The following is a 14,088-nucleotide window of genomic DNA, read 5'->3' as shown; positions in this document are numbered from 1 at the left end:
CCTTTCTGCCACAACATGCATCATGAGCAGTGGCGAGAGCGTCTCCGTTCAATCATGGTACACTAGTGGTAGAAATGAATTAATGGAGTGAGTGAACTTTGCACGAACGAGCAGAAAAAAAATTAATAGATACAACAAGTCAATTACAGGTATTAAATCAAAATGCCTATCGACAATTTTCAGAACGAACACAAACTGAGCGTTATCAGCCGGATTTTTATGGTGAAGTAAAACCATTTGCAGATATAATGCAGCACGTGCTTGATGCTTGGCGGCCGCTAGCCGATACATGGGTGAGAACTGCCAAGCCAAGGTATGTGTTTCCAATCCAGATTAAGGATACCTATGATAATCTCTCTATTATTTGTGTCACTGCTTTTCAAAAGGACACGAGAAGAAGAAGATTTTATGAAACGATTAAATCAATTGACTATGTGCTCACCAATATATTGGATCAGTTGGATCAGGAACGATCGGAGCATTAACTTGCCATCCGAATAAATGAAACAAGAACGTAGAGAAAATAGGGGATGCCTAAAAATAAAATGGCACGGTACATGACCTTTGTAATCCAATCAAGACATTCTTCAGCAGAAAACTGATCGACTTTCTTAGAAAGTTGTTGCATCCGATCTGAGAATTGTGTTTGCTTTTTTAGGAATGATGCTGTGCTTGTTTTTTCCACTGCCGGTTCCCCCTAATCAATTGCTTTTGATAGACTATATGGCTTGTCCGGTCAAATTATTCCTTGAATCGGAGATCGGCAAAAAATAGTTGAATTAATGGGATGAAAGCCATTGCTCTAATTCAGAAACTGTCATTCCGGAGAATTGTTTAAATCCTTCATCCAGTGCGATGATTTTCCCGGAGACAATCGGATAAACAGCACAGAAACCACCGCTCAAAATGAAACGCTGTGAATTGTGAAAACGTTTGAGAAATAAAACGTAATCTCCGTCTGCAAGCGCTCCTGTATATTGCTCATTGATCGGATCGTGCGGGCCAGGCAGGGGATCAATGCCAGTGGTCAGCAGCAAAGCTGGTGAAGGTGCCTGACCTTTTAATACATCATGGATTTGGAGTGTTTGTTCTGCATTGATAAAGCGTGCACCAGAAGACAATCGACGACCGGTGTCCCATTTTCTCACGTTTTGATCCAGATGCGTGAAAATAATCAGATCTGATTCCTGCTTCATTAATGTGCTACTCGTAAAAGGTTCAGCTTTTATGAGCTGGTTGATATTGGCGGCATGGGTTGCCACTGGGTGAAGAAAAAAGAGCAGCAGAACAATAATCAGAGTTGTTAAATGTTGATGTGTCATCCGAAGCATGTGCAGAACTCCAATACTTTTACTTTTTTCTTAGCTTGACAAGGTAAATCGAATTCTATTCATTTCGGGATAATGCTTTTGACTATCCAAATGAAATCAGCAGCCTTATTTCTTGATGAATACTTAAGGATGTAGTATTGTTAATTTGCAAATTAAATAATTGAATAGTTCGTCCACTAGGGGTGCTTTTGCTGAGAGGGATTCGTCCTGACCCTTGGACCTGATCTGGGTAATACCAGCGTAGGAAAGTGGTTCATGATGAATTTAGATCCGCTTTCACTATCGATGAAAGCGGTTTTTTGCGTTTTCATCGACCTTTTCTTTAGGGAATGGATGAACCAAAAAAATGATTAATGAGGGGGAAACGTACCATGAGTAAGGGAAAAAACACTAATTTAAGGCTTAATTTATCTGACATTCTTGTAACCATTGTTATCGCATTAGTTTTCGGTTTGGTTTTTCGACTGCTGGGACCGGTTTATGACTTGGTAAAACCATTCGGTTTGCACTTAGACGCACTGCTTTACGGTATTTGGTTTATCGCCGCGCCATTTGCAGCGCTGCTCATTCGCAAGCCTGGTGTTGCATTTCTTGCTGAAACAGCAGCAGCACTTGCTGAAATGCTTTTTGCCGGGAGCGGAGGTGTCATCAATCTTTATTATGGTTTACTCCAAGGTGCATTTTCAGAAGCGGTTTTTGCTGCTTGGCGTTATAAGAAATTCTCGCTTGGCATCGCTTCTTTATCCGCATTTGCAGCGCTGATCGCGTCAATCATCTTGGATGCAGGTTATGCCTATCTTCCACTTCTTGCAGGATGGAACTTAATTCTGTACTTGGTATTTCGTGTCATTGGATCCGTACTTTTTTCCGGATTATTTCCATACGCATTGGTGAAAGGTCTGGAAAAAACTGGTGTTACTCAATCGCTTCGGCCGGTGACCAAGGAAGATTACAATGTCCTTAAATGATCGGGAAAGCTGGGGCGTCACAAATCTTCGTCTCGCATTTCCGAAAAAGAAATCGATGCTTTTTAAAGACCTTTCCTTGGATTATCAAAAAGGTGAAAAGATTCTATTGCTTGGTCCTTCCGGTTGCGGAAAATCAACACTCTTGCAGGTGCTTTCTGGTCTTGTTCCTGACAGTGTTGAATTGCCCATGCGTGCTGACCGGCATGCAGTACCGGATAATTGGGGATTTATCTTTCAAGATCCGGATACGCAATTTTGCATGCCTTATGTCGATGAAGAAATTGCATTTGTACTTGAAAATCGAAGCATTTCACGTAACCGGATGTCTCAATTAATCCATCACTATTTGGATATGGTCGATCTTAAATTAGAGAACAGCCATCAATTGATTCGAACGCTTTCGGGCGGTATGAAACAGCGTCTAGCAATTGCCAGTGTGCTGGCACTTGAACCTGATGTACTCTTTCTAGATGAGCCTACTGCTCTGCTCGATCCGAGGGGTACGGTGCAGCTTTGGCAAACGGTTCGGCGTATTGGAAACGACCGCACATTAATTATAGTCGAGCATAAAATCGATCATGTACTTGATTTTATTGATCGTGTTGTCTTGTTCAATCACAAAGGTGAAATTTTTGCGGATGGTCCGAAAGTAACAACTTTGGCACGCTATCGTGAAAAGCTCGATGATTTCGGTATTTGGCATCCAGGCGTTTGGAAGGGATATGAAGAGAAACAACTCGACAAGAGTGACGACACATTTGGAGAGCTTATTCTTGAGTTGAATCATTTTGAGGTTCTGCATCAGAAGCGTGTGAAACTCTTTATTGAAGAGCTCATGATCCATCGAGGCGAATGGATCGCAATCATTGGTGAAAACGGCGCAGGCAAGAGTACCATGATTGAAGGAATAATGGGACTTCTGCATACTAAAGGAAAACTGAGTTGGACATTTCCGCATCCCGAAGATCATGTACAGTTTGTTTTTCAAAATCCTGAGTATCAGTTTGTTACGGATAGTGTCGAGGATGAGCTCGCTTTTAGTCTCCGTATTAAAAAAATGAATGAGGATGAAATCGCGCGAAGAGTGGATCAGTCTCTGGAACGCTATGCACTTAAAGAACAGCGGTTGCAGCATCCGTTTCAACTTTCTATCGGTCAAAAACGAAGGCTCAGTGTCGCCTCCGCGATGATTAATCATCCGGACGTTCTGATTTTGGACGAACCGACGTTTGGTCAAGACGCGCGAAATACATTTGCACTACTGGACCTGTTTCAACAATTGAGGCAGGAGGGGACAACGATCATCATGGTGACCCATGAAATGGAGATTGTCAGCCGTTTTGCGACACGTACGCTCACTATTGACCAAGGAAGGCTGGTTAAAGATACGCTAAATGAAAGCAGCAAGGAGGAGAAACGTTTTGGATACGGTTTTGACGAACACGAACACGTTATTTTTTAAAATCAATCCCAGTCTGAAGTTTATTCTCATTTCTTCGCTGTTCATTGTGTATCTGTTTGTTCAAAATTTAAATACGATGATTTGGGCATCCCTGTTCTTTTTAATTCTCTATTATTTTGTCAGTGGGCTTTCAGGAAAATGGTCGTTTTGGTTTGTACTGATTACATTAATTGTTTCGCTTTTCAGTGCGTCGGCAATGATTTTATTTGGCAAAGGAAGCCACATTATCTATCATCAATCACTTATTCTGATCACACAGGAAAGCTTGGCTCGAGGGGTACTGCTTGGTCTCAGAACGTTCACGTTCAGTTTAATTGGAATGATTTTCGCAACAACAACACTTCCGGTTCCTTTTTTCTACTCACTAATGCAGCAATTGAAAGTCCCTGTACGCTATGCCTACGGATGCTTAGCTGCATTTCGAATGATTCCGATTATGGCAGAAGAATTCATGCATATTCGTCAGGCGATGCGTGTTCGAGGTATGACGCGTCAAAAAGGGGTCAAGGCATTTTGTGAGCGAATGACCCGTTATACGATCACAATGCTTGCTCAGTCTATTCGCCGTGCTCAGCGGACAGCTATTGCCATGGAAGCCAAGCGGTTTACAATGACTGGAAAGCGAACGTATTTTTATGAAATCGGATGGAGCAGAGATGATGTTTACTTTGTTATCATCCTGTTATTTACCGTTTCTTTGGGATTTGTTTTTTCTTCCTATTTTCCACTTACTCCGTATACGAATGTGCTTGATCAATAGGGAATCAAAGCGCATCATAAAGGTTAGATTGGAGTGAGGTGCTAATGAATAAAACTGCCTTAGTGACCGGTGCGTCGAGTGGAATTGGATACGCCTTGGCCGAACGGTTAGCAGCTGACCATTATGATTTAATTCTTATCGCGCGAAGCAAAGAGAAGCTGGATGCAATGAAAGCAGCCTGGCCCGATCTTTCAGTTAAAGTAATCACGAAAGATTTAAGTAAACAAGGTGCTGCAAAAGAGGTGTACGATGAGGTAAAACGGGCCGGTTTAGTCGTTGATCTGCTCATCAACAATGCTGGTTTTGGTCTCGTCGGTGCTTTTCAATCGTTGCCGATTGAACAACAAAGCAACATGATTCAATTGAATTGCACAGCACTGACTGAACTGACGTCCTATTTTCTGCCTGATCTTCGAAGTAGATCAGGTAAAATCATGAACGTGGCAAGTACTGCTGCTTATCAGCCAGGTCCGTTTATGGCCGTTTACTTTGCGAGTAAGGCCTATGTTCTGTCATTTTCTGAAGCGCTCTCTGAAGAACTGAACGGAAGCGGAGTTACAGTTACTGCGCTTTGCCCGGGTCCGACGCATACACAGTTCGGAGCGGTAGCCCATGCTGAGAACATCAAAATGTTCAGTCGCACGATGAATGTCTCTGATGTCGCATCAGCCGCCTATCGAGCACTGATGAAAGGGAAACGAGTGATCATCACCGGTCGCCTTAATTATGTCGGTGCACTTGCTGCAAAGCTGCTTCCGAGAGCCTGGGGAGCAAAAACCGTACGAATGGTCACCGGATCGAAAAAAACTAAATAAGAAAACCCCCGAAAGGATCAGGAATCTCTGACCTTTCGGGGGTTTTACTATCTGTAGGGTTAATTATTTTGTTTTTCAGCTGCACGACGTACTTCAAGATCACGAAGGGTCGAGCGCATGATTTTACCAGAAACAGTCTTAGGCAATTCGGATACAAATTCGATTGCTCTTGGATATTTGTATGGCGCAGTCAGCTTTTTCACGAACTTTTGCAGCTGTGGAATCAATGTCTGATCTTCAGCGTAACCGTCTTTCAAAACAACAAAGGCTTTAACAATGTTGCCTCGAATCGTATCTGGGCTTGCGACAACCGCACAGTCTTTAACAGATTCGTGTTTTAATAAAGCATCTTCAACCTCGGCAGGTCCAATCGTATATCCGGAGCTGATGATTACATCATCCCGCCTGCCTTGGAACCAGAAGTAATTATCTTTATCACGTGATGCTCGATCCCCAGTCAGAAAATAGTCTCCAATGACTGCTGCTTGATAGCGGTCAGGCTGTTGATAGTAGGTTTTAAAGAGGGCAGGGAAGTCACGGCGAACCGCGATGTTGCCGACAACGCCTGCTGGCACTTGATTACCTTCTTCATCAATAATAGTAATAAATTCTTCGAGAATCGGCTGACCCATAGATCCGATTCGCACTTCTTTGCCTACTAGAGTACCAATAAGTAACGTGCTCTCTGTTTGACCATAGCCGTCTTTCAGCTGAATATCAAAGGTTTCCTTGAAGATATCAATAACTCCTCGATTCAATGCCTCGCCTGCAGAGCATGCTGTATGAAGCCGCGATAGATCATAGTCAGCCAAATGATCCACTTTTGACATTAGACGATACTCGGTAGGCGTGCAGCAAAGCACATTGACTTTATAATCCTGAAGCAGCTTCAGTTGCTTTTCCGGATGGAAGCGGCCGAAATAGACCAAACCAGTGACACCTTTTCCAAGTATCGAAAGAAAAGGTGTCCAAATCCATTTTTGCCATCCTGGGCCTGCAGTTGCCCATACGGTATCGCCATCCTTGATGTTGAGCCAGCGCTTCGGCGCAATTCTTAGATGTGCATAAGCCCACGCATGTGTATGAACAACACCTTTTGGTGTGCCTGATGTCCCAGAGGTATAGGTAAGAAATGCCATATCATCTTTATCCGTATCAACCGTTACATATGAATCAGGTACTTCGTCCATCAGACTGTCCATTGAGAGCCATCCGTCTGTTTCACCGGCAACAGAAATTTTATACTTCAGAGAAGGCATTGTTTCCTGAATATTATCTACTTGCTCTGTGAAGTCTTTATACGTAATGATCGCCTTTGCCTCGCCTTGATTAATCCGGAAGCTAATATCCCCGGAGCGCAACATTTCGGAACCAGGGATGACAGCAATTCCAGCTCTAAGAGCACCTAAATAAATGACATAGGCATCAATAATTCTCGGCACAATAGTCATGACTTTGTCGCCTTTTTTAATCCCTAATTTGTTCAGTGCATTTGCAAAACGTTTGCCTTTTTGAATCAGTTCATGATAGGTGACTGATCGTTTTTCGCCGGTTTCGCTTTCCCAAAGCAGCGCAATTCGGTCGGAATCAAACCGGTCAATCTCACTGATTAAATTATATTTCTGCGGTGCAATAAGATCTGTCAATTCCATATGCGATCACTCAACTCTCTGAATTTTATCTCTTGAGAGAACTCAAGATCAATTTTATACCTTAATATTAATACCAGGTGCTAAATATTACAACTATTTTCATTGATTCTTTTTTATAATTTGAGCAAGTGCTTCGCCGAAAGCTTTTGAACTGCGTGTGATTTCCTGCAAATTATTATCAACACCGCCGATTTCCACAAGAATTGCGTTCTTGGACAGATCCTGATTGTAAACGCCATTTCCGGTTAATTTTGTTTTTCCGACAATGCCCCTGACCAGATCCGGATAATTCTTGTCCAGTTCATTCTTAATTTTTTTCGCCAAATAAAGATTAGCCGAGTAGTTTGGATTTGCTTCGCCGATAATGATACTTATTCGTGCATAGGATGTATCTTTTATTTTCATCGTTGTTAAATTGCGGCCCGAAGAATCACGGTGAATGTCGATCAAGTAGTTAAGGCTCGGTGTTTTCTTCAAGGCTTTCTGAACCATCGCTCTGGAGCTTTGATAAGCCACATTATAACCCCATCCTTGTTTGATCAGATGCACGGAGCCAATGCCATTTTGATTCAAAATCTTTTCTATTTCGTTACCGTCAAGCGCAACACTTTTATCCGGATTCGTTGTCGTTACTTGTCCGTTGTTAATCGGATTATATGATTCCCATGGATGAGTGTGGTAGATCAACACGGTCTTTTTGAGTTTTTCATTTGACTTATTTGTGTTATCTGGCTCGGATTCCTTCGACGAAGGTGTCTTAATATTAATTTCCGGTGGAGGCGGATTATCTTTAGGCAGATTCGTATAATTCAAGCCTTTTCCAGCCACGAAAATACGTGTGTTATAAATAGTGAATCCTGGAAGCTCTGAACCAAAAAGACTGCGATTATCGTCAAAATGAAGTTCGGTCATTGCCTCAAATAAGAGATGATAGACCGTTTTTGGACGATCTTGTTCCTTAATTGCATGATTATAGACTATATTTTCACTTCCAAATGTTTCTGTGAGTAAAACTTGCGCCGGCCAGTCTGCCTTTTGCATCGCGTCTTCTATAAAACTAATCTTGATTTGACTTAAGCCGACAATAACGGCAAGACTGTAAATCAGGATCAGGACAAAAAAATAATGGTAAACGTAGTTAGTAGCGATTGATTGATGCATCATATTGGGCTGATTGAGTTTTTTCAATGGTGTCCCTCCCCATCTTCTATTTCATCCAAGCTGCTCTATTAATCTATGAAAGATGGGGGAAAAGATAGACGTATTTTTTCTTTTTTTATGTAAATAGTGCTTTATAGAGTGTTTGTAAATTGATTTTTACATTAAATTTACAATAAAAGGCTTTTTCCAAAGGGCAATTCCATAAATACTAATATAGTAGAGAGAAAGATGCGAAGGTGGAGGGATTGATTTGAAGAACTTCTTTAAAATAAATAAACTGACATGGTTTCGGTTTCAACTGACCATCGGCATGAAATTTTCAATCGGTTTATGGATTGTATTGATACTCATGCTTAGTTCAGCGGTAGTGTCTGGGTTTCAGCTTTATCAAACCATGCAAAAGGCAGAGGATGCCCAAAGAGCAAGTGAGCGAGCAGCACAAATTACGGAAATTGGTTCACTGTTTCGCGCGAAAGATGCCAGAGTTGTTGATTATGTACTGAACCCGGGTGATGCAGCGGTAAAACTCTATTCTCAGGATCAGATGAAACTTACAAAGGCGGAAAAAAAGCTTGAGCCGTACATGAACACTGATGAACAGAAGCACTGGTTCTCACAAATTATGAGTGCGGATGCGCGTACCTTTAATTTATTTCAAAGTGAATTTGTTCCGGCAGTCCTAATGAACGATCAGCAAAAAACGGCACAGGTTCACAAAGAACAAACCAAGATTCAGAGTCAGATTATCAGTAATGTCAATAAATTGCGTGAATCTGTGCTGACAGAAGAAGAAGTCGCAATGGAAAATATCCGAAAACAAGTGATCGGATCAATGATTTTTCTTGTAATTAGTGTACTTTTTACTATAATTCTTAGTTTAGCAGTTACTTGGTGGATCAGCAGACAAACAAAAGCATCATTTACACGCGTCATTGCATCAACGAATAAAATAGCCTCAGGCGATTTACGAGAGAATCAGGAAGCAAACATACATAACCATAAAGATGAACTTGGTCTAATCGCAGACTCTATTGAAAAGATGAAACACAACTTACTTGATATGATTCAAACAATTAGTGAAGCAGCGCTCAATACAAAAAACAGCGGCAAGACATTGATTATTTCGACGAAATCGGTGTCTGAGGAAAGCAGAGAGATGGCAGACGCAACGAATGAAATTTCGGCAGGATTGGAAAGTCAAGCAACGAATACGAGTAATATTGCTCAATTCACCGAAGAATTCATAAATAAACTCGATCAAGAAGTCGGCACGCTGTCAATGGTTTTGAATAAAGCACTTAATGCCTCTAAGTTGACTGAAGAAGGAACAAAGCTTATTAATCGATCTCAAGAACAAATGAAACAAATTGAGTCAAGTGTCCTTAAGGCAAGGGATGAAATGGTTCATTTTAAAATTCAGCTTAAAGACTTAAATCACTTAGTTGAAATGATTGAACAGATTGCTGGTCAAACCAATCTGCTGGCCCTGAATGCAACGATTGAATCAGCACGGGCAGGTGAATACGGAAAGGGATTTACAGTCATCGCCGATTCAATCCGGAAACTCTCGATCCAGACGACGGAGTCTGCAAAAGGTATGGGCAATATGTTGCAAGGTATTCATAATGGTTCAGAGGCCGTTGAACAGTCACTGGTCATCAGTGGGGAACAGGCACGATCAGGAGTAGAACAGATCACAAGTACCGGAAAAGCTCTGATGTCTATTAATTCGGAGGCACAGAATATAGGGGATAGTATGGATAAGTTAACAATTAGACTCAATGAAGTAAATCAAATTGGCTATCAAATGAAACAATCAATTGATGCGGTTGCCGCTGTTTCACAAGAATCATCCGCACGAGTTGCCAATGTTAATCAATCAATGAACCGGATTGAGAAAACAATGCGTGCTGTAGCAAGCGAGTCCAATAAGTTAGCAGAAACAGCGGACCATTTTGATCAATTGATGAAACGCTTTAAAATTTGAGGCAAGGTTAATGTCCTCAACTAAAAAAAATAGTCAAAAAGAGCGGAACCGAATGGATTCGCTCTTTTTGACTATAAGAATTTTATTTAACAGGTGCTGTTTGAAGATCGTCGATTAATGATCCGACATAGGCAACGGCTTGGCGGATTGTATCAGGATTTAGAATATCCACATGCGCTTTCTCAATTAGTTGCTGCGCTGTGAGACGTCCACCTTCCTTGAGCACCGACAGCCAGCGATCGACCGCCGGCTTGCCTTCATTTTCGATTTGCCCGGCGACCGCAGTGGCGACAGTCAGTCCCGCAGAATACGTATACGAGTATAAACCTGAATAGTAGTGAGGCTGGCGCATCCAAGTTAATCCGTCCCGTTCATCAAGTTCAACAGAATTCCCCCAAAACCCTTGCAGTGTTTCATAGAACAATTCAGTTAATTTTGAAGCAGTGAGCGCTTCACCGGTTTCGGCAAGACGGAATACTTTGCGTTGATATACACCTTCCAGTAAGTGTGTTACAAAGTTGTGGTAGTAAGTACTCAACAGGCGTTCGGTCACCGAGCGTTTCATTTGTTTTGATTCTGCATTCTTCTTCAGATATTGTGCAAGAATCAACTCGTTCATTGTAGACGGTGCTTCAATAAAAAAGAGTGATGGACGGTAATTGGCCAATTTTTGATATTTTTGTGCCAGCATAAAATGACCTGCATGACCAAATTCATGCGCAAGTGTCAAAATGTTGCGTATATCTCCGGTCCAAGTCATTAAAATATAAGAATGGACGCCATATGGCGACGCACAGAACCCTCCTGTTGATTTACCGATATTATCACCATAGTCGACCCATCGATTGTTAAACCCTTCTTTTATGATGTTATGATATTCCGGGCCCATGATTTTCAATGCTTCAAGAATTGATTGTTTGCTTTCTTCAAAAGTTGTCTGCGGGCTCGATTGATCAATTGGCGCAAGAAGGTCGGCATACTTCATTTGCTTTAATCCAAGGGATTGCTTTTTCAATTCTGCATAGCGCTGCATATGCGGTGCAAGCTCTTTAAAAATAATGTCCAATTGATTGTTGTACATCGTTTCGCTGACCAATTGACGCTGGAGCAAATAGTCAGTAGCTGAGTCATATCCGCGCAGTTTCGCAATAGCAACGGTCTTCGCTACTTCAGCAGCGTAGACAGAGGCGAATGTATTCTTATATGCGTCCAATGATTGCGTGAATGATTCATACGCATTTCTTCTCAGCTCAGTATCTCTTGTCGATGCATATCTGTTTTCATATAAAGTGAAGGACATAGGCACTGTTGTTCCATTGCCATCCGTAACAGATCTGAACTGCATATCTGCGAGCTTGCTGCGTGTGTAGATGGTATAAGGGGCTTCCAAAATCTCAGATAATGATTTAATCGTTCTTTCCGCCTCAGGATGAAGACGGTATGATTTTCGAGCGAACAGTTTTTGAAAATATGGCTGGTATTCTTGAAGAGCGGATTCTTCATTTACCAAAAGGTTCCATTGCTTGTCATCTAAATCCATTAATTCATCTTCAAAGAAAGATAAGGTCGTCTCGATTTGCGCATTTAGTGCATCGACGCGCGACGCGTCTGCTTGATTTTCAGGATCGGTACTGTCTGCGGATTGCTTCAGACTTACGTAAGCCGATAGCCGCCATAATCGTGCGGAGAAGTCAAAGTATTGATTGAGAGCGTGCAGGAGGGAAGGGCCATTTGTTGCGAGGTTGCCCTTCAACTTTGCTAATTCATCTGACTCCTTAAGCAGTGTATCTCGTTCATATTGAAAAGCTTGATGTGTGGGAAAGAGATCGGCCAAATTCCATGTTTCTTCGATCGGTACCTGATTTCTTAATAAACGCTGATCCATATTCATCCCCCAATTCACTTTAATGTTTCTTATTTTACCATAGGCGGCCAACGCAAACTGATAAAGTATGTTCACGAAACACAAACCCAGCCTGCAGAGCTATTCGATCATCTGAGAATAGAGAAAGATCAATGGACATCTAAAACTAATTATTTTATACTAACTTACATAAAGTAATTAATTTATTCTTGATATAGAAACATAGATAACAATCGGAGGGGTTTACATGAATTTTCACAGAGCACCGAATACGTATGTAGATCAAGTTAATTTGTATGTAAAGAATACAGAACGCTCAAAAGACTTTTATTCCGGCGTACTTGGGTTAAGTGTGTTAAGAGAGGCAAAAAACATGGTCACATTTTCAGCGAATGGATCTGATCCACTTATAACCGTGGAACAGCCAGTCGATGTGCTTCCTCAGATCAGAAGAAGTGCAGGACTTTATCATTTTGCGTTGCTTGTACCGACTCGAAAGGATTTAGCAGCTGTAACCGCTCATCTAATGAAGGAAGAATATCCGCTCGTCGGAGGCGCAGATCATGCGGTTAGTGAAGCTCTTTATCTGGAGGACCCGGATGGCAACGGGATTGAAATTTACCGTGACCGTCCATCTGAAGAGTGGGAGTGGGAAAATGGTCGAGTATTCATGCCAACCGAAGCCATGGATGAACATTTACTTGATGAATTAGAAGGTGAGCCTTGGAGCGGACTTTCAAAAGAAACGATTATGGGGCATCTTCATTTGCAGGTTGCTAATCTTAAAGAAACAGAGCAATTTTATCTCGATGGGCTCGGTTTTAACCTTGTTGCTGCATATGGACCTTATGCAGACTTCATATCAACCGGCGGCTACCATCATCATATTGGACTGAATGTATGGAACAGCAGAGGTGTACCTGTTCAAGAGGGCACACATGTTGGTTTGAATTATTATCGGCTTGTCTTTCCCGGAGACCAGGTACGTGCAGAAGTCATCGAACGGATTACGAAACTAGGTGCTTCAATTGATAAGGTGGGTGATCGACTATTCACTAAAGATCCATCAGGAATCAAGTTTGAGCTCGCGGTGTAACTAAAACAAAGAATCGCCTATTTATAGGCGATTCTTTGTTTATTCCTTTATCTCAGAAGGTTGATGAATAAGCAGACGCTCGTAAAACATGGCCAGAGAAGTATAAAAGTAGGGAAGCAGCCAAAGATACATCCAGGCGCTGCCGAGTATTCCGATAGCAATCAGCAAGTAAGAAACAACGTCATTGATCAACAAGCTAATGGCTCCTGCTGCTATTATTCCGACAATTAATGGTATGATTGATAAAATCCACCAACCGATAAAGCTTAGATTGAGCAGAAAGAATTTCCATTTAAAGCCGATCATTAAATGCTTGCTTTCTTTAACCGCTTTACTGGCTGAATAGTCAGGGTGATCTTTTAGGACAAAGTAGACCTGAGAGTAGGATAATGCCTTTATGATCCCGGGGATAACGAACAAGATGGACCATAGAACAAGGAAAATACCCATAAAAATATTAGTCCAAATGAGCTTAAATACTAGCTTTCCATGTTCATAAACCTTAAATAAGAATGAGAAATTCAGATCCTGTTCTCGAATCAGATTCATGAAGTACCAGTAAACAGCAACTTGCATCGGAATACTTAAAATGTAATAGAGCAGTTGAATTAGATAGGACAGTGGTGGAGAGTGCAATTGATTTGTCCAGTTATCAAAACCACCGGACAGTATGATATCGATGATTGTCGGCGGGAGCTCAGCGATTAAGAAATAGAGCAGGATAAACAGTCCACTTGAAACGGAATGACCTTGCAACGCTGTCCGCGCGTCTTCTTTAATTCTGGATATCCACATTTAATGGAATCCCTCCTTAAAATTTACTATTATTTAGTTTACCATTTATTAATCATAAGATGTCTTGTGTACTTGAATTTTTAATCTTCTTGAAACAGCTGTTTATCCTAAATATATCGTTGTTTTAGTGTTCGTGGTAGTTGATCTATATTGTTGCAATGGAAACAAAAAATGAATATACTCTTGTTAGTGCACCA

Annotated in this window: 13 protein-coding genes and 1 riboswitch; of the genes, 7 read left to right on the top strand and 6 right to left on the bottom strand. The window is 41.5% G+C overall.

What is annotated here, in order from left to right; genetic code table 11:
- Nucleotides 1–98: 98 nt before the first annotated feature.
- The gene (locus tag AC6F33_RS08790) at nucleotides 99–485 is read left to right on the top strand and encodes a YppE family protein (RefSeq protein ID WP_480947353.1); all 387 of its coding nucleotides are present in this window, start codon (nucleotides 99–101) and stop codon (nucleotides 483–485) included.
- Here AC6F33_RS08790 and AC6F33_RS08785 read toward each other — a convergent pair.
- Together AC6F33_RS08785 and AC6F33_RS08780 are read right to left on the bottom strand one after the other, a co-directional pair.
- A complete protein-coding gene (locus AC6F33_RS08785) occupies nucleotides 482–685 on the bottom strand; it encodes a hypothetical protein (protein ID WP_480947354.1) in 204 nt (67 codons plus the stop codon). The two genes, AC6F33_RS08790 and AC6F33_RS08785, sit on opposite strands and share 4 nt — an antisense overlap.
- A 94-nt stretch (nucleotides 686–779) precedes the next feature.
- Nucleotides 780–1,331: a hypothetical protein gene (locus AC6F33_RS08780; RefSeq protein WP_255746576.1), complete on the bottom strand. Its 552-nt coding sequence runs from the start codon at nucleotides 1,329–1,331 to the stop codon at nucleotides 780–782.
- Between the two features lie 168 nt (nucleotides 1,332–1,499).
- A riboswitch (TPP riboswitch) is annotated at nucleotides 1,500–1,595 on the top strand.
- Nucleotides 1,596–1,702: 107 nt separating this feature from the next.
- Here AC6F33_RS08780 and AC6F33_RS08775 point away from each other — a divergent pair.
- From AC6F33_RS08775 to AC6F33_RS08760, 4 genes are read left to right on the top strand one after another with little or no spacing between them, the layout of a single operon-like run.
- Complete coding sequence (locus tag AC6F33_RS08775; protein WP_255746574.1) at nucleotides 1,703–2,299, top strand: ECF transporter S component; 597 nt, start codon at nucleotides 1,703–1,705, stop codon at nucleotides 2,297–2,299.
- Nucleotides 2,286–3,761: an ABC transporter ATP-binding protein gene (locus AC6F33_RS08770; protein ID WP_480947356.1), complete on the top strand. Its 1,476-nt coding sequence runs from the start codon at nucleotides 2,286–2,288 to the stop codon at nucleotides 3,759–3,761. Before AC6F33_RS08775 ends, AC6F33_RS08770 begins: the two co-directional genes overlap by 14 nt.
- A complete protein-coding gene (locus AC6F33_RS08765; protein ID WP_500776994.1) occupies nucleotides 3,721–4,521 on the top strand; it encodes an energy-coupling factor transporter transmembrane component T family protein in 801 nt (266 codons plus the stop codon). The genes AC6F33_RS08770 and AC6F33_RS08765 overlap by 41 nt, the downstream gene beginning before the upstream one ends.
- 44 nt (nucleotides 4,522–4,565) lie before the next feature.
- Nucleotides 4,566–5,336 (top strand): SDR family NAD(P)-dependent oxidoreductase, encoded by a 771-nt coding sequence (locus AC6F33_RS08760; protein WP_500776993.1) that lies wholly within the window; start codon nucleotides 4,566–4,568, stop codon nucleotides 5,334–5,336.
- Between the two features lie 59 nt (nucleotides 5,337–5,395).
- Here the strand turns inward: AC6F33_RS08760 and mbcS are convergent, their stop codons facing one another.
- Together mbcS and spoIIP are read right to left on the bottom strand one after the other, a co-directional pair.
- A complete protein-coding gene (gene mbcS / locus AC6F33_RS08755) occupies nucleotides 5,396–6,988 on the bottom strand; it encodes an acyl-CoA synthetase MbcS (protein ID WP_500778121.1) in 1,593 nt (530 codons plus the stop codon).
- A 99-nt stretch (nucleotides 6,989–7,087) separates the two neighbouring features.
- Complete coding sequence (spoIIP, locus tag AC6F33_RS08750; RefSeq protein WP_255746565.1) at nucleotides 7,088–8,176, bottom strand: stage II sporulation protein P; 1,089 nt, start codon at nucleotides 8,174–8,176, stop codon at nucleotides 7,088–7,090.
- A 223-nt stretch (nucleotides 8,177–8,399) separates the two neighbouring features.
- Here spoIIP and AC6F33_RS08745 point away from each other — a divergent pair, with 223 nt between their 5' ends.
- The gene (locus AC6F33_RS08745) at nucleotides 8,400–10,136 is read left to right on the top strand and encodes a methyl-accepting chemotaxis protein (RefSeq protein ID WP_255746563.1); all 1,737 of its coding nucleotides are present in this window, start codon (nucleotides 8,400–8,402) and stop codon (nucleotides 10,134–10,136) included.
- An 82-nt stretch (nucleotides 10,137–10,218) separates the two neighbouring features.
- Here AC6F33_RS08745 and pepF read toward each other — a convergent pair whose 3' ends face one another.
- A complete protein-coding gene (pepF, locus tag AC6F33_RS08740) occupies nucleotides 10,219–12,021 on the bottom strand; it encodes an oligoendopeptidase F (protein ID WP_500778120.1) in 1,803 nt (600 codons plus the stop codon).
- Between the two features lie 226 nt (nucleotides 12,022–12,247).
- On the opposite strand from pepF, the gene AC6F33_RS08735 reads away from it, so the two are divergent.
- Nucleotides 12,248–13,096, top strand: coding sequence for a VOC family protein (locus AC6F33_RS08735; RefSeq protein ID WP_255746560.1), 849 nt, complete (start codon nucleotides 12,248–12,250; stop codon nucleotides 13,094–13,096).
- A gap of 39 nt (nucleotides 13,097–13,135) precedes the next feature.
- Here the strand turns inward: AC6F33_RS08735 and AC6F33_RS08730 are convergent, their stop codons facing one another.
- Nucleotides 13,136–13,891, bottom strand: a complete 756-nt coding sequence (locus tag AC6F33_RS08730) for a DUF975 family protein (protein WP_255746559.1) — start codon at nucleotides 13,889–13,891, stop codon at nucleotides 13,136–13,138.
- Nucleotides 13,892–14,088 lie beyond the last annotated feature (197 nt).

Source organism: Sporolactobacillus sp. BBK16-2, from assembly GCF_059878335.1.
Note: the sequence above shows the minus strand (reverse complement) of the source record. Positions and strands in the feature narration are given on the sequence as shown.

Coding starts and splice junctions, on each gene's coding strand:
- AC6F33_RS08730 (WP_255746559.1), bottom strand. CDS start 13,891: ATGTGGATATCCAGAATTAAAGAAGACGCGCGGACAGCGTTGCAAGGT.
- mbcS (WP_500778121.1), bottom strand. CDS start 6,988: ATGGAATTGACAGATCTTATTGCACCGCAGAAATATAATTTAATCAGT.
- pepF (WP_500778120.1), bottom strand. CDS start 12,021: ATGGATCAGCGTTTATTAAGAAATCAGGTACCGATCGAAGAAACATGG.
- AC6F33_RS08780 (WP_255746576.1), bottom strand. CDS start 1,331: ATGCTTCGGATGACACATCAACATTTAACAACTCTGATTATTGTTCTG.
- AC6F33_RS08735 (WP_255746560.1), top strand. CDS start 12,248: ATGAATTTTCACAGAGCACCGAATACGTATGTAGATCAAGTTAATTTG.
- AC6F33_RS08775 (WP_255746574.1), top strand. CDS start 1,703: ATGAGTAAGGGAAAAAACACTAATTTAAGGCTTAATTTATCTGACATT.
- AC6F33_RS08770 (WP_480947356.1), top strand. CDS start 2,286: ATGTCCTTAAATGATCGGGAAAGCTGGGGCGTCACAAATCTTCGTCTC.
- AC6F33_RS08760 (WP_500776993.1), top strand. CDS start 4,566: ATGAATAAAACTGCCTTAGTGACCGGTGCGTCGAGTGGAATTGGATAC.